General features: G+C 64.9%; 21 protein-coding genes and 1 other annotated feature. Of the genes, 10 read left to right on the forward strand and 11 right to left on the reverse strand.

Annotated elements, in window-relative coordinates; genetic code table 11:
* Positions 1 to 92: 92 nt before the first annotated feature.
* Together ACTNAU_RS01870 and ACTNAU_RS01875 are read right to left on the reverse strand one after the other, a co-directional pair.
* Positions 93 to 1,907: an ABC transporter ATP-binding protein gene (locus tag ACTNAU_RS01870; RefSeq protein WP_441097373.1), complete on the reverse strand. Its 1,815-nt coding sequence runs from the start codon at positions 1,905 to 1,907 to the stop codon at positions 93 to 95.
* A complete protein-coding gene (locus tag ACTNAU_RS01875; protein WP_441097374.1) occupies positions 1,894 to 3,639 on the reverse strand; it encodes an ABC transporter ATP-binding protein in 1,746 nt (581 codons plus the stop codon). The genes ACTNAU_RS01870 and ACTNAU_RS01875 overlap by 14 nt, the downstream gene beginning before the upstream one ends.
* A gap of 109 nt (positions 3,640 to 3,748) precedes the next feature.
* Between ACTNAU_RS01875 and ACTNAU_RS01880 the strand changes: the two genes are divergently transcribed.
* The 3 genes from ACTNAU_RS01880 (at position 3,749) to ACTNAU_RS01890 (ending at position 5,738) form a co-directional block, all read left to right on the forward strand.
* The gene (locus tag ACTNAU_RS01880; protein ID WP_441097375.1) at positions 3,749 to 4,564 is read left to right on the forward strand and encodes a MerR family transcriptional regulator; all 816 of its coding nucleotides are present in this window, start codon (positions 3,749 to 3,751) and stop codon (positions 4,562 to 4,564) included.
* 242 nt (positions 4,565 to 4,806) lie between these two features.
* Complete coding sequence (locus ACTNAU_RS01885; RefSeq protein WP_441097376.1) at positions 4,807 to 5,199, forward strand: DUF4430 domain-containing protein; 393 nt, start codon at positions 4,807 to 4,809, stop codon at positions 5,197 to 5,199.
* Entirely contained in the window at positions 5,199 to 5,738 is a 540-nt protein-coding gene (locus tag ACTNAU_RS01890) for a hypothetical protein (RefSeq protein ID WP_441097377.1), read from the forward strand. Before ACTNAU_RS01885 ends, ACTNAU_RS01890 begins: the two co-directional genes overlap by 1 nt.
* Positions 5,739 to 6,345: 607 nt before the next feature.
* Here ACTNAU_RS01890 and ACTNAU_RS01895 read toward each other — a convergent pair.
* On the reverse strand, positions 6,346 to 7,233 hold the full coding sequence (locus ACTNAU_RS01895) for a LysR family transcriptional regulator (protein ID WP_185916299.1): 888 nt from the start codon (positions 7,231 to 7,233) through the stop codon (positions 6,346 to 6,348).
* Between the two features lie 223 nt (positions 7,234 to 7,456).
* Here ACTNAU_RS01895 and ACTNAU_RS01900 point away from each other — a divergent pair, with 223 nt between their 5' ends.
* From ACTNAU_RS01900 to ACTNAU_RS01915, 4 genes are all read left to right on the forward strand, one after another.
* Positions 7,457 to 9,040, forward strand: a complete 1,584-nt coding sequence (locus tag ACTNAU_RS01900) for an MATE family efflux transporter (protein WP_441097379.1) — start codon at positions 7,457 to 7,459, stop codon at positions 9,038 to 9,040.
* 259 nt (positions 9,041 to 9,299) lie between these two features.
* Positions 9,300 to 9,491 carry a hypothetical protein gene (locus ACTNAU_RS01905; protein WP_441097483.1) on the forward strand — a complete coding sequence of 64 codons (192 nt, stop codon included), beginning with the start codon at positions 9,300 to 9,302 and terminating at the stop codon, positions 9,489 to 9,491.
* Between the two features lie 40 nt (positions 9,492 to 9,531).
* Positions 9,532 to 10,065 carry a WYL domain-containing protein gene (locus tag ACTNAU_RS01910; RefSeq protein WP_441097481.1) on the forward strand — a complete coding sequence of 178 codons (534 nt, stop codon included), beginning with the start codon at positions 9,532 to 9,534 and terminating at the stop codon, positions 10,063 to 10,065.
* 72 nt (positions 10,066 to 10,137) lie between these two features.
* Positions 10,138 to 10,302 carry a DUF1540 domain-containing protein gene (locus ACTNAU_RS01915; RefSeq protein WP_021660408.1) on the forward strand — a complete coding sequence of 55 codons (165 nt, stop codon included), beginning with the start codon at positions 10,138 to 10,140 and terminating at the stop codon, positions 10,300 to 10,302.
* A 103-nt stretch (positions 10,303 to 10,405) separates the two neighbouring features.
* On the opposite strand, the gene ACTNAU_RS01920 is transcribed toward ACTNAU_RS01915, so the two are convergent.
* A complete protein-coding gene (locus ACTNAU_RS01920) occupies positions 10,406 to 11,059 on the reverse strand; it encodes a metallophosphoesterase family protein (RefSeq protein ID WP_185916302.1) in 654 nt (217 codons plus the stop codon).
* A 197-nt stretch (positions 11,060 to 11,256) separates the two neighbouring features.
* Between ACTNAU_RS01920 and ACTNAU_RS01925 the strand changes: the two genes are divergently transcribed.
* Positions 11,257 to 12,603 carry a D-alanyl-D-alanine carboxypeptidase family protein gene (locus ACTNAU_RS01925; protein WP_185916303.1) on the forward strand — a complete coding sequence of 449 codons (1,347 nt, stop codon included), beginning with the start codon at positions 11,257 to 11,259 and terminating at the stop codon, positions 12,601 to 12,603.
* Between the two features lie 49 nt (positions 12,604 to 12,652).
* Here the strand turns inward: ACTNAU_RS01925 and ACTNAU_RS01930 are convergent, their stop codons facing one another.
* A complete protein-coding gene (locus ACTNAU_RS01930; RefSeq protein ID WP_185916304.1) occupies positions 12,653 to 13,564 on the reverse strand; it encodes a nucleoside hydrolase in 912 nt (303 codons plus the stop codon).
* Between the two features lie 309 nt (positions 13,565 to 13,873).
* Between ACTNAU_RS01930 and ACTNAU_RS01935 the strand changes: the two genes are divergently transcribed.
* Both ACTNAU_RS01935 and ACTNAU_RS01940 read left to right on the forward strand, forming a co-directional pair.
* The gene (locus tag ACTNAU_RS01935) at positions 13,874 to 15,259 is read left to right on the forward strand and encodes an MATE family efflux transporter (RefSeq protein WP_185916314.1); all 1,386 of its coding nucleotides are present in this window, start codon (positions 13,874 to 13,876) and stop codon (positions 15,257 to 15,259) included.
* Between the two features lie 115 nt (positions 15,260 to 15,374).
* The gene (locus ACTNAU_RS01940) at positions 15,375 to 16,358 is read left to right on the forward strand and encodes a GGDEF domain-containing protein (protein WP_441097380.1); all 984 of its coding nucleotides are present in this window, start codon (positions 15,375 to 15,377) and stop codon (positions 16,356 to 16,358) included.
* A 569-nt stretch (positions 16,359 to 16,927) separates the two neighbouring features.
* Here ACTNAU_RS01940 and ACTNAU_RS01945 read toward each other — a convergent pair.
* The 6 genes from ACTNAU_RS01945 to rplK form a co-directional block, all read right to left on the reverse strand.
* Positions 16,928 to 18,400, reverse strand: a complete 1,473-nt coding sequence (locus tag ACTNAU_RS01945; protein WP_441097381.1) for a hypothetical protein — start codon at positions 18,398 to 18,400, stop codon at positions 16,928 to 16,930.
* 175 nt (positions 18,401 to 18,575) lie between these two features.
* Entirely contained in the window at positions 18,576 to 18,953 is a 378-nt protein-coding gene (rplL, locus tag ACTNAU_RS01950) for a 50S ribosomal protein L7/L12 (protein ID WP_021660400.1), read from the reverse strand.
* 71 nt (positions 18,954 to 19,024) lie between these two features.
* The gene (gene rplJ, locus ACTNAU_RS01955; protein ID WP_353653961.1) at positions 19,025 to 19,543 is read right to left on the reverse strand and encodes a 50S ribosomal protein L10; all 519 of its coding nucleotides are present in this window, start codon (positions 19,541 to 19,543) and stop codon (positions 19,025 to 19,027) included.
* Positions 19,544 to 19,568: 25 nt separating this feature from the next.
* Positions 19,569 to 19,703, reverse strand: a sequence feature (ribosomal protein L10 leader region).
* Positions 19,704 to 20,072: 369 nt separating this feature from the next.
* Positions 20,073 to 20,669 (reverse strand): GNAT family N-acetyltransferase, encoded by a 597-nt coding sequence (locus ACTNAU_RS01960; protein WP_441097382.1) that lies wholly within the window; start codon positions 20,667 to 20,669, stop codon positions 20,073 to 20,075.
* A 192-nt stretch (positions 20,670 to 20,861) separates the two neighbouring features.
* Positions 20,862 to 21,560, reverse strand: a complete 699-nt coding sequence (rplA, locus tag ACTNAU_RS01965; protein WP_185916318.1) for a 50S ribosomal protein L1 — start codon at positions 21,558 to 21,560, stop codon at positions 20,862 to 20,864.
* A gap of 116 nt (positions 21,561 to 21,676) precedes the next feature.
* Positions 21,677 to 22,102 carry a 50S ribosomal protein L11 gene (gene rplK, locus ACTNAU_RS01970; protein WP_185916319.1) on the reverse strand — a complete coding sequence of 142 codons (426 nt, stop codon included), beginning with the start codon at positions 22,100 to 22,102 and terminating at the stop codon, positions 21,677 to 21,679.
* Positions 22,103 to 22,177: the final 75 nt, after the last annotated feature.

A 22,177-nucleotide genomic window follows, 5' to 3' on the forward strand; every position in this document is an offset into this window, starting at 1 on the left:
ACAGGCCGGGCGCGGCATTTCACAGGCAAAGGGCCCTGGGCAGAGCGAGAGGGCTCCCCTTCCTTACGGAGGGGGAGCCCTCTCTGCGCCCGTCACGCCACCTCGAATTGGCTGCGATAGAGGGAGGCGTAAAAGCCGTCCCGCTTCAACAGCTCCGCATGGCTGCCCCGCTCCACGATGTCGCCGTCGCGCACCACCAAAATCAAGTCGGCATTGCGGATGGTGGACAGCCGGTGGGCGATGACAAAGCTGGTCTTGCCCTCCATCAGCCGGGCCATGGCCCTTTGGATCTCCACCTCGGTGCGGGTGTCCACGCTGGAGGTGGCCTCGTCCAGCACCAAAATGGCCGGGTCGGTGAGCATGGCCCGGGCGATGGTCAACAGCTGCATCTGCCCCTGGGAGACCTTGGCGACCTCGCCGGAGAGCAGGGTGTCATACCCCTGGGGCAGGGTGCGGATAAAGTGGTCGCAGCAGGCGGCGCGGGCCGCGGCCACGATCTCCTCCCGGGTGGCGTCCCTCTTGCCGTAGGCGATGTTCTCGGCGACGGTGCCCTCAAAGAGCCAGGCGTCCTGGAGCACCATCCCCACGCGCCGGCGCATCTCGCGCCGGGGCAGGTCGGCGATGTTCTGCCCGTCGATGGTGATGGCGCCCCCGTCCAGCTCGTAAAAGCGCATCAGGAGGTTGACCAGGGTGGTCTTGCCGCCCCCTGTGGGGCCGACAATGGCCACCATCTCGTTGGGGCGCACCTCCAGGTCAAGGCCCTTGATGAGGGGTTTGTCGGGGGTGTAGCCGAACCGAACGCCCTGAAAGACCACCTGCCCCCGGGCAATGCCCTCCGCGCTGCCGTCCCCGTCCGGCCGCTCCTCCTCCTCGTCCAGCAGGGCGAAGACCCGCTCCGCCCCCGCAATGGCCGCCTGGAGGGAGGTGAGCACGTAGGCGGTCTCGGTGACCGGCTCGGAGATCTGGTTGACATACTGCAAGAAGGCCTGCGCGGTGCCCAGGGTGATGGCCCCCTTCAGGGCCATGCCGCCGCCCAGGATGGCAGTGGCGATAAAGCCCAGCTGACCCAGGGCGCGGATGGTGGGGTAGATGGCGAAGTCGGCGAATTGGGCGGCCCGCTGGGCGCGGTACTGCCGCCGGTTCAGCGCTTCCGCCTCGGCCAGCACGCGCTCTTGCTGGTTGAACAGTTTGACCACCCGGTTGCCCGCATAGACCTCCTCGACCTTCCCGGTCAGCGCGCCCACCGACGCCAAGTTCTCCCCATAGGCCCGCTGGGCCAGAGTGGAGACGTACCCGGTGGCCACCATGCTGACAGCCAGGGAGAGCAAGACCACGAGAAAGAGGCCGGGGCTCAAAGACAGCATGACGGCGGCCGCAAACAGGATGGTGAAAACTGAGGAGACAAACTGGGGTAGGCCCTCCTGCATGGCGGCGGACACCTTTTCCAGGTCGTTGGTCACCCGGCTCATCACCTCGCCGGTCTTGTGGGTGTCAAAGTAGCGCAGCGGCAACCGGTGCAGCTTGGCGCTGATGTCCCTGCGCAAGGAGAGGGTCAGCTCCTCCCCCACGCTGGCGACCAGGTACTGTTGCAGGTAGGACAGCAGGCCGCTGAATATGGCCGAGGCGGCGATGAGGAGCACCGGCAGCCAGAGGACCCGCGCCGCCGTCTCCCCTATTCCGGCAGAGCCGTCGTAGGTCCGGATGGCCGCCACCAGGCCGTCGATCCCCCTGCCCACAGCCAGGGGCAGGGCGGTAAAGGCGGCGGAGCCAAACAGCGTAGCCAGGACAATGGCGACCAGTTTCCCCTTCTGGCGGCCCAACCGGCCCAAAAGCCGCTTGGCAGTCGCCCTGGTGTTTTGGGGGATGTCCTCGCTGGACATCCTCCGCTTTTTCTCATTTTGTGCCATTAGGCCATCCCTCCTCTCTCTGCATCTGGCTCTCGGCGATTTCGCGGTAGGTGGGGCAGCGTTCCAGCAGCTCCCAGTGCGTCCCCCTGCCCACCAGCCGCCCCTGGTCCAGCACCAAAATCTGGTCGGCGTCCAGGACGGTGCTCACCCGCTGGGCGATGATGAGCTTGGCGGGCGCCGTCACGCTCTGGCGCAGGGCCCTGCGCAGGGCGGCGTCCGTCCGCCCGTCCAAAGCCGAAAAGCTGTCGTCGAAGAGGAGGATGTCGGCCCGCTTGACCAGCGCCCGGGCAATGGCCAGGCGCTGGCGCTGCCCGCCGGAAAAGTTGGTGCCGCCCTGGGCCACGGGGGCCTCTAGGCGCAGCGGCAGCTGTTTGACAAACGCCTCGGCCTGGGCGATCCGCAGGGCCTCCCAGAGCAGCTCGTCGCTGGCGCTGGCCCGGCCCATGCGCAGGTTCTCCGCGATGGTCCCGCCAAACAAAAACGCCTTTTGGGGCACACAGCCGATCCGCTCCCGCAGGTCCGACTGGGGGAGGTCGCGCAGGTCGACGCCCCCCAGCAGGATGCGCCCCGACTGGACGTCGTGGAGGCGGAGCAATAGGTCGGCCAGGGTGCTCTTCCCCGAGCCGGTGCTGCCGATGACGGCGGTGGTCTGGCCGGGTTTTAGGGAAAAGGACAGGTCGCGGATGACCGGCTCCTCGGCCCCCTCATAGAAAAATGTCACCTGTTCAAATTCCACCGCGGCGGACGCGGGCAGGACCGCTGTGGGGAGAATGTTCCGGTCGCAGACGGCGGGCTCGGTGTCCAGCAGTGCCCGGAGGCGATCCAGGCAGGACCGCGCCTTGGGCAGGGCGGTGAGGACCGAGGCCGCCATGATGAGGTAGGCCATGGTGAGGGTGGAGTACTCGGCCACGGCGGTGATCTGCCCCACCGCCATGCCGCCGCCCAGGGAGAGGGCCCCGCCCACCCCCAGGACGACCGCCATCAGTCCCCCCATCAGCAGCCACACCACCGGGTTGACGACGGCGAACAGCCGGTTGAGGCGGATCATGTGGCCGGCGTAGTCCCCATAGGCGGCGCCCGACCGCTCCTCCTCGTACTGCTCGTTGCCAAAGGCGCGGATGACCCGCACCCCGGTGACCATCTCCCGCACCACCCGGTTGATGCGGTCGAGCTTGGTTTGAATGCTGCGGGAGAGGGCGTTGGACTTTTTGAGGATCGCGGCGGTCAGCACCAGCAACACCGCCATAAAGCCCAGTTGGATCGCCGCCATCACGGGGCTGATTGCAGCGGTCATGACGACGGAGACCACCACCAGGATGGGCGCTGGAACCACCATCTGAAGCACCATGCCCATGGTCCTTTGCAGGTTGATGATGTCCGAGGTGGTGCGGGTGATCATGGAGGAGACGCCCACCGCGTCAAACTGCTGCACCGAGAGCTGCTGGCTCTTTTGCAGAAGGAGCGAGCGCATCTCTAGCCCAAAGAGGGCGGAGAGGTCGCTGGTGACCCAACTGCCCGCCGCCGCAATGCCTGTGGACAGAGCGGTGACACCCAGCATCTGCGCCCCGATGCGGTAGACGGCGCCCATGTCGCCCTGCAAAATGCCCCGGTCCACAATGCCGGCCACCAGGGCGGGGATGAGCAGCGTGCCCACCACCTGCCCCAGCAGCAACACAAGGGCCAGGGCCGCCTTGCCCCTGTGCCGCAGGAGAAACTGTTTTACATTGCCCATGGAGAGCCTCCCTTCGCCGGCCTTGTATTTTTTCCCGGCAAGGGGTATCATAAACCTTAAAGTCGCTCCAATGTCAACCGCTGTACTGTGAATTTTTTGTGAGGTGCCTATGGGCCAGAAAAAACAGCTCTCCATCCTAGAATTTTCCCGGCTGACGGGAATTGCGCGGGACAACCTGCGCTTTTACGACCGGATCGGCCTCTTAAAGCCGGCGCTGCGGGGGGACAACGGCTACCGCTACTACACCCGTCACCAACTCGGCTCCGCCTACCTGATCAGCAGCTTGCGGCTGTTGGGGGTGGGGCTGGAGGAGATCCGGCGGTACTCCGCCGACCGGACGCCGGACAAGATGCTGGCCCTGTTTGCCGACCAGGAGGCGCGCATTCAGGCGGAGATTGCCAGGCTGCGGGAGGCCAGCGAAATCATGGAGCGCTACGCCAACATGGCGCGGGAGGCCCTCTGTCACCGCGAAAGCCAGTTTTTGGTGGAGGAGCGAAAGCGGGAGCGCATCTTCCTCTGTCCGCCAACTCCCGCCGTCGCGGACACCGATGAGGCGGAAATCCTCGCTTATGAGTACGCCATCGGCCACGGGATCAACCCGGGCTATCCACTGGGCGCGTTGATCCCCCGAGAGGGCTTTCCCCCCGCCGCCAAAAAACCGCCTTACCGCTACTATTTTATGGCCGGGCAAGGCGGAAACGCCTGGAAGCCGGCCGGCCTTTACGCCGTGGCTTACGCGATGGGCAAAGGGGACGACGCGCCGCACCTCTGCCAGCAGCTGTTGGACTTTGTGCGGGAGCGGGGGTTAACGGTGGCTGGGGACGCCTATGGGCAGTATCTGCTGGACGACCTGGCAGTCCAGACCCCCGAGCTGTACTGCAGCCGCCTTGAAATCTTGGTGGTGCGCCGAGCAGGCAAAGGCTGACCGCGGCGTCGCCCCGCCTCTTCGCACCGGGCCCTTTTAGAGAGAGCGGTGGACGGGGACGCGCCGCCCGCCGGACAGCTCCCTCCCCCTGCCTTTTCGATCGGGGGCGGCAGAAGGGCAGGGGCGGCGGGCATAAAAAAGGGGCCCCCTTTGCTTTTCCCCGGCGCCGTGGTATACTGATAGGCAAGCAAAAGGGCTGCTCTGCCAGCCCTTTTTGAACGAGACAAGGGATGTGACGACCGATGAAGAAAAACACCAAGATCCTCCTGTCGGTGCTGGCGCTGCTGGTGGCCGTGGGGGCCCTGGCAGGGGTCTACCTGGCCCTGCGCCCGGGCACCCAGGCCGGGGCCAAAGCGGTGGTGGTGACGGTGGCCGCCGGGGAGAAGGGCGACGAGCACACCCTGCGCACCGACGCCGAGTACCTGGGCCAGGCTCTGCTGGACGCCGGGCTGGTGAAGGGAGAGGACGGCCCCTACGGCCTCTACATCACCGAGGCGGGCGGCGTTCCCGCCGACAGCGCCAAGCAGCAGTGGTGGTGCCTGACCAAGGGCGGCGAGCCGGTGAGCACCGGGGTGGACACCACCCCCATCGCCGACGGCGACCGGTTTGAGCTGACCCTCACCACCGGCTACTGATGCGCCCGGCCCCCCGCCTCTCCCCCCGGCCGTTGGTGGTGACCGCCCTGCTGGCGGCCATCCTACTGCTGGCGCAGATCAGCCTCTCCTTCCTCCCCAACATCGAACTGGTGACCCTGCTGCTCCTCTGCTACACGGCGGTCTTTCCCCTGCGGCAGGCGCTGGGGGCGGTGCTGGTCTTTGACCTGTTGGAGGGAATCCTCTACGGCTTTGGCCTCTGGTGGGTGATGTACCTCTACGTCTGGCCCATCTGGGTGCTCCTCTCCCTGGCGCTGCGGCGCACCTCCTCCGGGGTGGTGCGGGCGGTGGCGGCAGGGGGGTACGGCCTCTGCTTTGGGGCCCTCTGCGCCCTGCCCTACCTGGCCTTTGGCCCGGGGGCGGCCCTGGCCAACTGGGTCTCGGGCATCCCCTTCGACATCGCCCACTGCGCGGGCAACTTCCTCACCACCCTGCTGCTCTACACCCCCTTGGTCAAGGGGCTCTCCCTGCTGCAGCGGCAGGGAGGAGGGGCCGCCACAAACGGGGATAGACAGCCGTAGCTGCCTCCCCACGCTACCCAAAAAGTGAAATTAAAAATGCGCGGCAAAAAAAGGCCCCCCGATGTAGGAGAACCGCTACATCGGGGGGCCTCTCTGCAAAAAAGCAGAAGTGAGGGCAAAGGCGAGGGCAAGGATGGGAAAAACCGGCGCAAACGGGCAAACTGTCAGGGGGCGGGATCAGCGCCCTTCGCGCCGGAGCATTTCTAGCCGGGCGCCGTTTTCACTCGCCCCGCCTGCGTGGGGGACAGCGCCGCAGTGGGGAGCGGCCGGAAAAGCGCCAACCCTTTCATTCCCCCATCTGCGAGCGGTTCGGCGACGGCGGTCGACGTCATGTCCCCTGCCGCAGATCTCGATTTGTGTACCCGCGCGCAGGACGGCGGGGCAGCGACTTTCCCGCCGCTCGGCCCGCTCCAATTTCACTCCCTGCACCCGCGCGGAGTGTGGCGTTTGGCCGCTTGCCGGCGTTGGGGGCGACATAGGGATTTTACCCTACCTGCCTGCGCGGGGTATGACCGACTCCCCTTGAGGTGCAGGTGGGGCTCCGGTTTCGATCCCCCCAGCCCCTGGGACAGTTTGAGATAGGGAAAATGGGCCGGGCAGGCCGGGGCTATCTCTCCCCCAGCGCCTCCAAAATCGAAATCAGGTCCTGCGCCGCAGGGGAACAGGCCCGCCCTTCGGGGAGGATGTAGGAAAAGCTGCGGCTGTAGGACTTGTGGGCGGGCAGCTCCACCAGCTCGCCGGAGGCCAACTCCCCCTCCACCACCAGCTGGGAGAGGACGGTCACCCCCAGCCCCTGCTTGACCATCTCCTTGATGGCGTAGTTGGAATTGCAGACGGCGGTGTGCTCGACGAGGATGTTGTTGGACTCGGTGAAGGCGCGCAGGTACTGTTCGGTGCCCGAGCCCTTCTCCCGGGTGACCCAGGGCAGCTTTCCCAGCAGGCTGGCCGAGAAGCCGGGGACCCGCTGGGCCACCTGGGGGGCGGCCACCAGGATCATCCGGTCGGTGAAAAAGTCGATCCGGCGGAAGTTGTGGTGGATGTTGCGCCCCTCGATGAGGCCGATGTCCACCCGCCCCTCCGCCAGGGCGTCGCAGGTCTGGCGGGTGTTGGCGATCTGCACCTCCACCACCACCTGGGGCCAGCGCTGGGCGTACTGCTCCAGCAGCCGGGGCAGCAGGAAGTTGCCGATGGTCTCGCTGGCGCCGATGCGCAGCCGCTCCTCCCCCTGGCGGCGGCAGGCCTCCACCTCCTCAAAGGTCTGGCCCAGCAGGGCCAAGATCTCCTTGGCCCTGCGGTAGACCACCTCGCCCTCGGCCGTCAGCTCCACCTGTTTGGAGTTGGCCGAGCGCGTCAGCAGCGTCACGTTGCCGAAGAACATCTCCACCTTTTTCACCTGCTGGCTGATGGTGGGCTGGGAGAAGTTGAGCTTCTTCCCGGTCTTGGTAAAATTCTTGCTCTCCGCCACGTCGACGAAGGTCCTCAGCTCTTCAAACATGCGATCCCCCCTGGCCGGGCCGGCGGCCCGCCCCTCTCTCTTTGCCTCTCTGCCCCGCTGTCCCTTTTGCCTGCGGGGTGCGGCCGAAAGCCCGGCCTTTTTTCTATCATAGCACGCTTTCCCCCTTTTCTCAAACCCCTTTCGCCCCGCCCAAAGGGGGACATCTTCTCCCCCCGCGCCGCATATCCCTTGTAAGAGGATCAGTCGAAAAGGGGGCGGTCGGGTGGCGACGGCAGAGAGGAAGAATTGGGCCCGGCCGCTCTACAGCGCCGCCGCCCTCACCGCCCTGGGGCTGGTGCTCAAGACCATGAGCATCGGCTTTAAGATCTACCTGTCGGGGATCATCGGCTCCCAGGGGATGGGGCTCTACCAGCTGGTCTTCTCCCTCTTCGGGTTTGCGGCCACCCTGGCCATGTCCGGCGCCCAGCTGGGGGTGACCCAGCTCTGCGCGGCCGCCATCGCCCGCCGGCAGTTCTCCACCCTGCCCCGGGTGCTGCGGCGGGCCGGCCTCTACGCCCTCTCTCTGGGCTGCCTCACCGGGCTGGGCGGGTGGGCCCTGGCCCCCCGGCTGGGGGCGCTTTTGGGAAACGATCAGACGGTGTACCCCTTTCGCCTGCTGGCCCTGGGACTGCCCTTTTTGGCGCTCTCCGCCTGTCTGCAGGGATACTTTTTCGCCGGCTCCAAAATCGTGCAGGGCACTCTGGCCAACGTGGTCAAACGGCTGTGCAAGATGGGGCTCACCGCCCTCCTCTTTTCGCTGCACCCCCCCGCCGGAGCGGCTGAGGCGGTGGCGACGGCCTGTTTTGCCTCCACCTGCGGGGAAGTGGGGGGCTGTCTCTACCTGGGGGCCCTCTACTGGCGGGGCCGCCGCGACCTGCCCCCCGACCGGGGACCCGCCTGGGACGGCGGCTCCCTGGGGCTGGCCTTTCTGCGCATCTGCATCCCGGTGGCCCTCTGCTCCTACCTGCAGAGCGGCTTCAACACCCTGGAAAATACCCTGGTGCCCCAGGGGCTGCAACAGAGCGGGACCAGCGCCGAGCTGGCCCTCTCCCAGTACGGGGTGCTGGGGGGGATGGTGCTCCCCCTCCTCTCCTACCCGGGGGCACTGCTGGCCTCCTTCTCCATGCTGCTGATCCCGGTGGTGGTCAAGCTGCACACCCTGCAAAACACCCGCAAGCTGGAGGAGCTGATCGTGGCGGTGGTGCGGCTGACCCTCCTCTTCTCCTGCTTTGTCACCGGGATCTTTCTGGTCTTTTCCGACTCGCTGGCGGCCATCTTCCCCACCGGGGAGGGGGTCTCCGCCTTCTTGCAGGCCCTGGCCCCGCTGGTGCCCGTCCTCTTTCTCGACCACGCGGTGGACTGCGTCCTCAAGGGGATGGGGGAGCAAAACCGGCTGCTCTGGCACAATATCGCCGACATGGCCCTCACCGCCGCGCTGCTGGTGCTCCTCCTCCCCCGCTTCGGCATCCGGGGGTACATCGTCACCCTCTACCTGCCCTCGGCCCTCAACACCGGGCTGGGGCTCTGGCTGCTCTGCCGGCGCACCGAGGTGGTGCCCCGCTGGGGGCTGTGGGTGGTCCGCCCCCTGGCGGCGGCCCTGCTGGGGTGTGCCGGGGCCCGGCTGCTGCTGGGCCCCCTGCTGGCGGGGGGCGCCTCCCCCGGCCAGCTGCCTGCGGCCATCGGATCGTCGCTGGCCCTCTTTCTCCCCCTCTGCCGCCTCTCGGGCTGTGCCAAAAAGGCCGACTGGCAGACCCTGCGGCGGCTGTTGGGCAAGCCGGAGCGGCCGCCAAAGGGGAGGGCAAAATAGAGCCCCTGCATTTCTTCCCTTCGGTTTTGTCGCAAACAAGAGGCCATAAAGTCGTGCCGTCGCGCGGCTTTGCGGTCTCTTCCCCCTTTTTCTAAAGCGCGCCTAAATTCGCTTCCACCAAGCGGGAGATGGGAAAGCAGCAGGACCAGCGGGCATCCCCATCCGCTCCACACCGGGGGCGGGCAGTGGCTTTGAGGGCACGCTGGACTTCAAGGTCGACAAAACGGCCTTTTCGGCTGCCGACCTCTCAGCAATTCCGATGGGGCGCACCGGCCTCTCCCAGATGGTGCGGGGCAACAGCAATGGGAATGGCAATGAGCTGGCAAACGCCCCCACAAAGGGCAAGCGCTTTGTCCCCGCCGACTGGACCGGGGAGATCGCGCTGCGGACAGACCAACTCTCCATCGATTCGATCCCCTGGCCGGGCAACCAAAACACCCGCCCCTATTAAAGCGGCCCTGCAGGGCGACCGGCTCCTCCCGTTTGACTGCCTGGACCCGCCACGGACTGCCGAATCGTACCAGCTTGCGCTCAAAAGTAGCCGCCGGCACCTAGCCTACTGCCGCAAGCGGGGGGATCTCCGCCTGTTCCGGCTGCCCCGCGCCGCCGACTTGCAGGTGGAAGGGGAGCGGTTCGCGCCATGGGACTGCCCCCCGCCGATTTTGGATTTTTCGGAAGCGCTGGAGAGGGTGCAGGCGAGGATGGAGGTCCGCCTCCACCGGTCGGCGGTGGAGTGGGCGCTCGACTTTTGCAGTTGCGAAGACATAGGGCCCGACGGCGACGAGCACTCCATTGCCGCCTTCCCGTCTATGGAGAGCGCGCGCCACTACCGCACCCTGCTCGGCTTTGGGGACGCGTGCGAGTGCTCGGGCGCGCGATATGGCCGCCATCTGCGGGGGCGATCGGGGGTTCCCCTCTTTTGCCCCCAACCGGGTGCGCCCCTGCCGCCCCGCCGCCCGAGGGGCACTCTGCCCGCGCGGCAACAAAAAATTTTTCCTCTCCTGGCAGCCGTCTGTCCGGGATAGTTGTGCGACAGCGGCGCATACTAGAGGGGAAGCGTCTTCACTTCAACAAAAAACAAGACGGAGGGAATCACTATGAACTGCCATGCCAACCACTGCATCAAATGCACCGTTCAGCAGTGCAAAAACCACTGCGCCAACGAGGACTACTGCGCCCTGGACTGCATCACCGTCGGGACCCATGAGCTCAACCCCACCATGGACCAGTGCACCGACTGCAAGTCCTTTGAGCTGAAGTAGCTCTCTCCCCTCGCTTGCAGGGCGGCTTTTGCCGCCAAAAAACGCCCTCTGCCGGCAAAATCCCCGGCAGAGGGCGTTTTTCACTTGAATATTGGGGCGCGCGCTAGCGCAGGGGGACCGCCTTCTCGTAGACGGCCATGAACCGCGGGGTCACCCGCTTGTCCAGGTGGTACTTTCCGAAAAACCACTGTCCCAGCTGGAGCTGCTTTTGCACCTGGTCCAGGTAGAGGCCGTAGTAGCCGTCGGGCTTGGCCTCCAAATCGAGGAAGGCGGCGATGGAGTAGGGCGGCTCGTAGGAGACCACGCAGTCCACCCGCTGCCCCTCCAACCTGGCCAGGACGGCGTCCAGCTCCTCCTTCTTGGGGAGCTGGTCCTCGTAGAGGGTGCGGTCGACAATGTCGCAGTCCAGCGCCTCGCCCCCGCCAAAGGCCAGCAGGGTCTTCTCCCCCAGGCGGTAGGTCTCGCCGGTGAGCAGCTGGTAGAGGTTGCCCGATATCTGCCGCGCCCGGCCGCCGGCGTACTCCACCTCGGGGTACTGGCGCAGCAGGTCATAATTTTCGTTGGCGCCGGGGACAAAGAGGGTGTGGTGCTTGCGCTTGCCGATTTTTTGCAGGAGCTTCTCCTCTTTTTTGCCGCCCTCCCACACAAAGCCGAAGTCGCCGCAGACCACCAGCACGTCGCCCTGTTTGAGATGGCGGATCTCCTTGCGCTCAAAGCGCCGGTAGTCGCCGTGGGTGTCCCCCGTCAGATAGAGCATGCCTAACCCTTCTCCCCCCGCCGTGAGCAGCGGCCGGTTTTTCCGCGCCGCGGCAGAATTAAGATTGATTTCATTGTTTTTTGCCGGTCTGTTTGGTATACTACATTAGATAAGACGCCGGCAGACCGGCCCCGCCGCAGAGGGCGGCGGAGCCGGCGCTGGTTTTATAATACAATACTTAGAGGGCAGATGTCTAGATGAAACAAAAATTTGCGCGGGTTCTCACCGCTTTCGCAGTCGCCTTTACCCTATTTCTCCCCACCTTCCCGGCGCAGGCCGCCGTCTACGAGCCGGACTTCGAGATGGACAGCGCCCAGGAGGGGATCCTCCTCCTGTCCCTGGACACCGGGCAGGTGCTCTTTGAGCAAAACGCCGACACCAAGATGGCGCCGGCCTCCCTCACCAAAATCATGACCACCATCCTCGCCCTGGAAAACACCGAGAACTGGGAGGAGGAGACAGCCACCGCCCCCGACTACATCTACGACGAGTTTGTGGGGCTCAATGTCTCCACCGCCAACATCTTGCGGGGGGAGCAGCTGACCATCCAGCAGCTGGTCTACGCCATGATGCTGCAGTCGGCCAACGAGGGGGCCAGCGTAGTGGCCGACCACTTCGGGGGCGGCAGCATCGACAAGTTCTGCCAGATGATGAATCAAAAGGCCACCGAGCTGGGCTGCACCAACACCCACTTTGTCAACCCCCACGGCCTGGACGCGGACAACCACTACTCCACCCCCCGCGACATGGCCAAAATCGCCCAGTACGCCCTCTCCCTGCCCAACTTTTCCGAGGTGTGCGAGTCCACCCGCTACACCATCCCCCAGACCAACAAGCAGGGCCCCCGCACCCTGGTGACCACCGTGCTGATGCAGGACCGCATCCGCGGGGGGGAGGGCGTCTACTCCCCCTACATCAAGGGGATCAAGACCGGCACCACCGACAACGCCGGCCGCTGCGTGGTGACCCGCTACCAAAACAATGGCAAGGACTTTTTGCTGGTGATCATGGGCGCCCCCATGGAGGGAACTCAGAACAAGGCGTTTTTGCTGGCCAACAAGCTCTTCTCCTGGGCCGACAAGAACTTCACCCTCAAGACCCCCCTCAAGGAGGGGGAGGCCGTCCACCAGGTCAAGGTGGCCCACTCCTTCCAGACCGACAACCTGCTGCTCCAGGCCGGGTCGGACGTGAGCCTGCTGATGCCCACCAGCGCCGACGAGTCGTCGGTGCAGCTGGTGGTGACCCTGGACAGCGAAAAGGTGGCCGCCCCGGTGGAGAAGGGGCAGAAGCTGGGCACCGTCACCCTCAAGCTGGGGGGCGAGCCCATCGGCGAGACCACCCTGGTGGCCGCCGAGTCGGTCAAGCGCTCCACCCTGCTGTGGGTGGTGGACTCCATCAACGGCCTGCTGGCCACCACCGCCGCCAAGGTGATCCTCGTCCTGCTGGGGCTCGCGGTGGCCGCCTATGTGGTCTATGTGGTGCTGGCCATCCGCCGGGAGAAAAAGAAGCGCCGGATCAAGCGCAACCGAAAGTACAAGATGTAAATCAAAAAAGAGGGGGCCCGAAAGGGCTCCCTCTTTTCTTGCGCATGGGCTATTTGCCAAAGGAGGAGAACAGCTCCACCAACAGCTCGCCGAACTTCTCCCGGTCCATGGACATGGCCACGGTGGTGTTGGGGGCGGGGGCGTCGTCGTGGTGGAAGGCGCGGGTGTCGGTGACGGTGCAGCCGGCGGAGAGGCCGCCGGTGATGTCCACCTCCACATAGTAGCGCTCGGTCTTCACGATTTCCGGGTGGAGGATGTAGGCCACCGGCACCGCGTCGAAGATGATGCTCTCGCCCACGGTGAAGCCCCGCAGCAGCTCGTTGCCGTAGGCCACGGCGGTGGGGTTCCCCAGCTCGATGAGCCGGTGGGCGTGGTCGGGGTTCACCCGGGCGTCCTCGCAGACTTCCAGCCCGCACATGACGATGGGCACCCCCGACTTGAAGACCATGTGGGCGGCCTCCGGGTCGACATAGATGTTGAACTCCGCCGAGGGGGTGGTGTTGCCGCTGTACACCGAGCCGCCCATGATGACCATCTCTTTGATTTTTTCCTTGAGCTCGGGGTGGGCCGCCAGCAGCACAGCGATGTTGGTCAGGGGCCCCAGGGGGATCAGGGTGATGGGCTCGTCGCTCTCCCGCAGGATGTCGGCCATAAACTCCACCGCGCCGCGGGGGTCGGGGGCGATGTCGGGGTCGCCCAGCTCATCCATCATGTGGGTGGGGTGGCCGTGGGTGTAGAGGGGCCGCAGCAGGGGCTGGGCCGCACCCACGGCGTAGGGGACCGAGGGGTCGGTGATGGACAGGGTGCGCCTGGTGTTGAGCAGCACGTCGGGCAGGGTGTAGTTGCCCGCCACAGTGGTGACGCCCTTGACCTCCAGGCGGTCGCTGGCGATGGCCATGGCGATGGCAAAGGCGTCGTCAAAGCCGGTGTCGCAGTCCAGCAGCACGGGGATCTTGTTCATATCGTTTCTTCCTCCTCTTTTTTCTCGCAAAATGGAATCCAAAATTAAGTATAGCGGTTCTCTCGGCGGAAAACAACGGCCCGCTGAAACTTCGGCAGATGGTGCACTTTTCCGCCCCCTCTTTTGTGCCAGTTGCCGACACTCCCTCCCCCACACAGGGGGAAAGCGGGATGTTTTCCTTTCCTTCTCTATTGGTCAATTCCACAAAAAAAGAGGTACTTTCCTGTGCAAATGCGTCAACACAGCGGGGCCAATCGGTGGTATACTGGAACCTGTATGAAATGACTTGTCGAGAAGGGAGGCGCGCCTATGGCGCTGCAAAACGATCTGACCCGGGGCAGGGTGCGGGGGCACATCCTCCGCTTTGCCCTGCCCCTCATTGTGTCCAACCTCTTTCAGGCCCTCTACAACGCGGTGGACATGTTCTTTGTGGGCCGCTACACCGGCACCGCCGGGCTGGCTGCCGTGTCGGTCAGCGGGCCGATCATGAACATCATGATCATGACCATCACCGGCCTCTCCATCGGGGTGTCGGTGATGATCGCCAGCTACGCCGGCCGGGGGGAGGACGGCGAGGTGGTGCAGGCCGCCGGCACCTCCATCGCCCTCTATCTGCTGCTGGCGGCGGCGGTCACCGCCCTGGGCATCCTCTTCACCCCGCAGATCCTGCGGCTGGTGCAGACCCCGGCCGAGGCCTTCGACCAGGCGGTCGCCTACCTGCGCACCATCTTCGCCGGCATCGTCTTCATGTTCGGCTACAACCTGATCTGCGCCTTTCAGCGGGGGTTCGGCGACTCCCGCTCCAGCATGATCTTTGTGCTGGTGGCCACCGTGACCAACATCGTGCTGGACTTTGTCTTTCTGCGCTTCTTTCAGCTGGGGGCCTTTGGGGCCTCGCTGGCGACGGTGATCTCCCAGTCGGTCTCCTTCTTCATGGGGGTGGCCTACTTCCGCCTCAACCGGCACGTCATCACCTTTCACCCCAAGACCATCCGCATCTCCCGGCCCCACCTGAAGCGGCTGCTCCACCTGGGGCTGCCCACCGCCGCCCAGCAGCTGCTGCTCAACGTGGCCATGACCACCTTCAGCGGGCTGGCCAACAGCTTTGGGTTGCAGGCCAGCGCGGCCTACGGCATCGGTATCAAGATCGACAGCTTTGCCATGTTGCCCAGCGACGCCATCAACGCCTCCATGTCCTCCTTCTCCTCGCAAAACCTGGGGGCCGGCAAACCCGAGCGGATCACCGAGGGCCTCAAGGAGTCGATGAAGCTGGCCCTCCTCATCGCCGCCGCGGTGGCCGCCATTGTCGCCCTCTTCGGCAGCCGGATCGCCGGGATCTTCAACGGCGACCCGGCGGTGCAGGAACTGGCGGGCAGCTATCTGCGGCTCTCCTGCCTCTCCTACTTCGGCTTCGCCACCGTCCACCCCCTCATCGGCTTTCTGCGGGGGACCGGCAACTCGATGGTCAACTTCTACAACGTCTTCCTCTCCCAGTACGCCGTGCGCATCCCGGTGGCCTTTCTCTGCACCCGGCTGATGGGCTTTTCGGGGATCGCCGTCGCCGTGATCATCGGGCCCATCGTCTCCACCCTGCTCTATGCCTGGTACATTGCCAGCGGCCGCTGGAAGCGCTCATCCGAGGCCAGAGAGGGGTTGGCCCTGGCCGAAAAGCGGAGGGCGCAGCCGGGCGGTTGACCGCCCCGCCCCCTGAAAGGAAAAAATAACACTTAAAAAATGTCATTGACGGGCCAACCTGTTTTCAGTATGATAAAAGACAATAGAAACGATCAGCCCAGAGGGGGGAGAGCGGATGGAGCGAGTCATTGCCCAGCTGCAGCAGGAAAATGAGCGGTTGGCCCAGCTGGCCCAGCGGGACTGGCTGACCCACCTCTACAACCGCATGGCCACCCAGGAGAAGGTCGACGAGGCCATCGCCCAGCGGCAGACCGGCCTGCTGCTGGTCATCGACGTGGACCAGTTCAAGCAGATCAATGACCGCTACGGCCACATTGCGGGCGACCAGGTGCTGCAGCAGATCGCACAGGTGTTGCGCTACCTGGCCTTTAAAAGCGACATTGTCGGCCGGGTGGGGGGCGACGAGTTCGTCCTCTACATGCCACTGGAACAGGACGAGCGGTTTGTCAAGGAGCGGGCCCGCCAAATCAAGGCCCGGCTGCGGGAGATCCCCGTCGGGGGCGCCAGTTTCCCCCTCACGGCCAGCGTCGGCGGCAGCCTCTACCAGCCCGGCGACGACTACCAGAGTCTGTTTGACCGGGCCGACCAGCACCTGTTGGAGGAAAAGCGCCGCCGCAGGGGCCGCGCCGCCAAACCCGCCCGGGGAGGGCGGGACGGCATCGCCATCGACATGCAGCTGATCCGGGAGGAGCTGGCCGAACAGCAGCCGGCCCCCGGCGCCTACTGCCAGGATTACGAGACCTTTCAGCGCATCTACCGGTTTGTCGAGCGCCGCCTGCAGCGGGTGGCGGGAAGTGTTTACGTCATCCTCATCACCCTCACCGACGGGCGGGGCGACTACCCCGCCCTCGCCGACCGGGGGGCGCAGATGGACACCCTCAAAGAGGTCATCCTCCACTCCCTGCGGATGGGGGATGTCTTTACCCAGTACAGCAGCTGCCAATTCCTCATCATGGCGTCCGATCTCGAGGCGCGGGACATCGACGTGATCACCGGCCGCATCTGCGAGCACTTCTACCGGGCCGTCGGCAGCGAAGACCTGTTGCTGCACCACTGCTACCCCCTGCAGCCCGCCCAAAAGCAGGCGAGAGAGGGCTAAAACCTGAAATCTGAACACGGCATAGAAGGGCCGCCGTCCATCGAGAACGGCGGTCCTTTTGTCGTTGGCGAAAGCCACTGCCCCTGCCGGTGAGGGCATGTAAAAAGCGTTTGCCGCCAGCGCCGGGCGAAGCGGGCTGTCAGCAGACAGTGGGGCGGTCAAAAGAGAGGGGAGCAAGAAGGCAAACTTGTCCATCTGCAGTCGCAAGGCAGGCGGCGCAGGTGATACAAAATTCCGCCGCCCCTTCAAACGCCCGCTGATACTCGGCCCTTATGGGGCCGGATCTATCCCCCGGTTTTACTGGCGGTTGTGGCCTACAGATTTTACGCCCCGATCCCCCGTTCTGCCGGGAGAGGCAAATCGGCCTTGGCGTAAAATCTCTCGAAGGGAAGGGCGCTGAAGGGGCAACAGAAAGGCGGCTTTTGGCGAGCGATGGCAGGAGATGTTGCCCTAAATCACCGCTGGCAGCGGGTGCAATGCCATCACAAGCGATGCCCCTTGAGGGGCAGGGCCCGTGTGACGCCCCTTTCAGGCCGGTGCACCCCACCCGTTCCACCGGCCCTTTTGATTCACCCCTGCGGCGCGGTGGTCAGCCGGTAGAGGGTGTAGCGGCAGGCGCTCTCCCCTTCCCCATCCCCCGGCGAGCGGGTGACGACCCAGAGGGCCAGGCCCTCCCCGTCCTTTAGGGGAACGGCCTGCCAGTCGTCGGACAGGGGGATCGGCAGGGTGAGGAACCGCTCCCCCTCGCGGTCGTAGAGCCAGAGGGGGAGCCGCCCCTTCTCATCTCGCTGGTCCCAACAGAGCAGCCCGTCCGCCGACAGCACCGGGGCAGAACTGGAGACGCCGCTCCAGCCCATATAGCTGGCGAAGAGGGGGGTGAACACCCCGTCCTGAAGGAGGCACCAGCCGTCGGAGATCCGCTCTGTTAGGTCGACGCCCGCGGCCCGCAACACGACCAGATCGCTGCCGCCGCCCTGAAGCCCCGCCCCCTGTCTGAGGAGGCTGTGCTCCCGCCTGTCAAAATCGGTGGACACCGCCAGCGCGCCGTCCTCCCCCGCCCCGACGTTGTACCAGCGGGAGAAGGCGTCGCCGGGCAGGGTCTCCAACACCGTCCCGTCCAGCCGCACCAGCCGGACCAGTCCCTCCCCTTTTTGATAACAGCAGACCTGGCCGCCGCGGAGGATGGGGGCATAGCCGCCCTCCAGCAGGGTGGTCACCGCCCCGCTTTTCAGGTTGCAGCGCAGGAGGACGGTGTCGGGAAAGGGGCTGCGCTCCGGGTCGAACGCCCCCTCTTCCTCCCGTACGGCGCAGAAGTAGAGGGCGTCTTCCGCCAGCAGGTACCGCTCCCCCCAGGTGCCCCAGAGGGTGTTCTCCGCCCCCTCCTCAGGGAAATCGTAGAGAAGGCGCACCTCGCCCCCCTGCAGGTTGCAGCTGTACAGCCGCCTCTGTCCCACCGGGCCCAAAACGACCCCCAGGGAGACGGTGAAGAAGATCCGCTCCTCCGACAGGGCGTTCAGGGTGATGACCACCGTATTGCTCTCGGAGTGGGGAGAGGTTTCCGGCGGGATGAGATAGGTGAACTGGTCGGAGGAGAGCAGACGCTGTCCTCGGCCGGTGGCCCGGTTCAAGCGCCAGACCGCCGTCTTGGGGAAGTAGGAGTGGTCGCTGCGGGTGCCGTAGACCCAGTCCCCCTGGATGGCAAAGGGAGAAAAGCCGTCCCAGCCACCGCTGTCGTCCAATTGGAACTCGGTCGCCGTGACCGTCCCGTCGGGGAAGGCGCTCTCCCACCCCTCCCAGGGGGCGTAGCAGATAAGGCCTGTCCTCTCCTCCAACACCGCCTCCCCGGCCCCGGCCAGAAAGGCCGCCACCGCAGGGGGCGAGCGGAGGAGGGCGGGCACCTCTTCCATGGGGGCCGGTCCATTCGGCGGGGCGGCGGATTCGCCCGCCCCGCCGCAGCCGGTGAAGATGAGACAGGCGGCCAGGGCCAGCAGACCGGCCCGCTTGGCGGCGGTGTAGGTGGCGTGGGTGCTCTTTCGCTTCATTGGCGTGCGCTCCTCTCCTTTGCAGGCGGCGGGATAGATCCCTCCTCCCCTTTAGTATACCGGGTCACAGGGGGGCCGGCCATTGACAGAAGGGCCAGAAAGAGGCGACATTTTTCGACAAAAGGACAAAAAAAGAGAGCGGAAACCCGCTCTCTCTCTTCGGTGTCAGGTGAAACTACTTCAGCTCGATCTTGGCGCCGACTTCTTCCAGCTTCTTCTTCATCTCTTCGGCCTCGTCTTTGGCGACGGCCTCTTTGATGGCTTTGGGAGCGCTCTCGACCAGCTCTTTGGACTCTTTCAGGCCCAGGCCGGTGATCTCTTTGACGGCCTTGATGACCTGCATCTTGTTGCCGCCGATGTCGGCCAGCACCACGTCAAACTCGGTCTTCTCCTCGGCAGCGGCAGCACCGGCAGCGGCGCCACCGGCGACGACGACGGGAGCAGCGGCGGAAACACCGAACTCCTCCTCGATCGCTTTGACCAGCTCGTTCAGCTCGAGAACGGTCAGCTCTTTGATGTCTTCAACAAATTTCAGGATTTTCTCAGAAGCCATGATAGCTACCTCCTATTTTTTGATGTTGTAGGGGCCGCCCTGGGCGGCCAGTCGTTGGGTTGGGGGAAACGCTAGGCGGAAACGGCCTCGTCGCCCTGCTTCTCGGCAATGGCGTTGATGGCCACAGCCAGACCTCTGATGTTGCCGCTGAGGGCGCTGCACAGCATGGACAGCAGCTCCTGCTTGCCGGGCAGCTTCGCGATCTCGGAGATGCCGGCGGCGTCGAGCACCTTCCCGTCCAGATAGCCGGCCTTCAGCTCGAAAGATTCGATCTTGTCGGCGTACTTGGCCAGGATCTTGGCGGCGGCAATGGGGTCCTCGTTGGAGACGGCCAGAGCGGTCGAGCCCTCCAGCACGTTGCTTAAGTCCGCGAAGGCGGTCCCCTCCACAGCGAAGCGGAGCATGGTGTTCTTCACGACCTTGTAGTCGATCCCGGCCTCGCGCAGCTCTTTGCGCAGGGAGGTATCGTCGGCCACGCTGATGCCCTGGTAGCTCACCACCACACCGGCAACCGAGTTCTCGACCTTCTCTCTGAGCTGGGAGACATACTCCTTCTTCTTGTTCAAAGTCAGTTCACTTGGCAAATTCATTCACCTCCACACCTGGTTTCGGTCATTCGCGCAAGAAAAAACCCTTCCTCGCGCAGAGGAAGGGCAGAAAAATCAAACATTTCTCGCCTCATCCTCGGCAGGCGGGCCGAAGCCCTTACGCAGTTGCACCTGCTGTCTACGAATGACAACGTATATAGTTTAGCAAAGGACAGTCGGTTTGTCAACCAAAATTTTGGGCAATCGCCGCCGCAGCCGGTTTCCCCACCGCCCCGGAGCGGGCAGTTGGATATGCCGGGGACGGCCCGCGCCGGTTGGGAGAGGGGAAACAGGGGAAAAGCCGGCAAAAGGCAGGGCCGGGATCGCCACTTTCCCAGCCGTCACTCTGCCGAAGCTCTTGGCAAACCGGCCCCGCCCCACCTCGCCAGAAATTGGCCCAACCGGCCCAATTTTTGCGCTCTCCGGCCCTGCGGAGTGGGAAAAAGGAGCCGCCCTCCCCGGCAGTCCCCCAAGAGGGGGCGACACTCTCAGCGCGGGCCTTCCGCGCGGCGACGGGGCGCAGCTGCCGGGCTCACACCCCCGCTTCTACAAAGTGCTCGGGGTACTGCTCCCAGTACCCCCGATAGACCCAGTCCTCCGGGCAGGTGAAATTGAGCTGGTAGAGGCGAAAGACCACCGGCAGGTCCTTGGGCTGCCACTGCTCCCGGTAGGAGTAGCGATAGGCCATCCCCAGCCGCTGCATCACCCGGCCGCTGGCGGGGTTTTGCCGGTCGTGGGTGGCGGTGACAAAGGGGACGCCGTCCGCCCGCGCCCGCTCCAGCACCGCCCGGCCCGCCTCGGTGGCGTAGCCCCGCCCCCAAAAGGGGCGCAGCAGGGCGTAGCCAAAGTCGTGCGCCCCCTCCCCCTCCAGGTGGAGATAGCCGATGGGGCGGTCGTCCGCCCGCCGGCAGAGGGCGTAGCGGTAGCCGCCGGGCTGCCGGTAGGCGGCTTCGTATCGCGCCGCAAAGAGGGCGTCGGCCTCCTCCAGAGTGGAGATGGGGAACCAGGGCAGGAAGGTGTTGACCTCCCTGTCGCCGTAGATGTCCAGCAGCGCCTCCCGGTCCGCCGGCGTGAACCGGCGCAAAACCAGCCGCTGGGTGTACAGGGTGGGGCTGTTTTCCCCCTTCACCGGCCTCTCCTCCTCCCACAAATCAACACATTGGCTGTCCCCTGTCCGGCCAAGCGGCCGCAGGACAGGGGGGCGGCCCGTTTTTTTTGCGCGCCCCGTTCCCGCCCATGGCCCAAACCGGGCGCGCCCTGCCTTTCACAGCTTTGTACAGGCAACAAAAAAAGCCGGGACAGACCCGGCTTTTTGGCTGATTTACTGCTGCTGCATGAACTTGTTGGGGTTGACTTTGACCCCGGGGCCCATGGTGGAGGCAATCACGCAGGAGCGGATGTAGACGCCCTTGGCGGCGGCCGGTTTGGCCTTAACGATGGCGTCCATCAGGGTCTGCACGTTGTCCTGCAGCTTCTCGGAGCCGAAGGAGACCTTGCCGGTGGGGCAGTGGATGATGTTCGACTTGTCCAGACGGTACTCGATCTTACCGGCCTTGGCCTCGGTGACAGCCTTGGCCACGTCGGGGGTGACGGTGCCGGCCTTGGGGTTGGGCATCAGGCCACGGGGGCCCAGCACCTTGCCCAGACGGCCGACCACGCCCATCATGTCAGGGGTGGCGATGACCACGTCGAAGTCCATCCAGCCGCCCTGAATTTTGGGGATCAGCTCCTCGGCGCCCACGAAATCGGCCCCAGCTTCCTGGGCGGCCTTCTCGTTGTCGCCCTTGGCGAACACCAGGGTGCGGACGTTCTTGCCGGTGCCGTGGGGCAGCACGACGGCGCCGCGGACCTGCTGGTCGGCGTGGCGGGAGTCGACGCCCAGGCGGACGTGCAGCTCGACGGTCTCGTCAAACTTGGCCTTGGCGGTCTTGCAGACCATCTCGCAGGCCTCTGCCAGGTCGTAGAGCTTGTCGCTCTCGACGATCTTCTTGCTGTCTGTATAGTTTTTACCGTGTTTCACTTTCGTTCCTCCCTGTAATAGTGGTAATTAGCGGAAATTTCCTCCCACGGGTAGGGGTTTTGGCAGCGAAAAGGGACGCCGCCAAACAGGCCTTGCGCCTGAAAAGCCGCTGGCGGCTAGTCCTCTACAGTGATACCCATGCTTCTGGCAGTGCCGGCGATCATGCTCATGGCGCTCTCGACGCTGGAGGCGTTGAGATCGGGCATCTTCTGCTCGGCGATCTTCTGGATCTGCTCTTTGGTGATGGAGCCAACCTTTTTCTTGTTGGGCTCGCCGGAAGCCTTGTCCAGACCGATGGCTTTTTTGATCAGCACAGCGGCCGGAGGGGTTTTGGTAACGAAGCTGAAAGAGCGGTCGGCGTACACGGTGATGACGACGGGAATCAGCAGGCCGGCGTCGTTTTTGGTGCGCTCGTTGAACTCTTTGGTGAATGCCATGATGTTCACGCCGTGCTGGCCCAGGGCCGGACCGACCGGGGGAGCCGGGGTCGCCTTGCCGGCGGGAATCTGCAATTTGATGTAGCCTACTACCTTTTGTGCCATTGTTTGCACCTCCATAAATATTGTGGTAAGCGGAAAACGAGGGGGACCGGGGTCCCATTTCCTCCCACAGCCGAG

It is taken from the genome of Bittarella sp. HCP28S3_D9 (genome assembly GCF_052065655.1).
Lineage (GTDB): Bacteria > Bacillota > Clostridia > Oscillospirales > Ruminococcaceae > Bittarella > Bittarella massiliensis.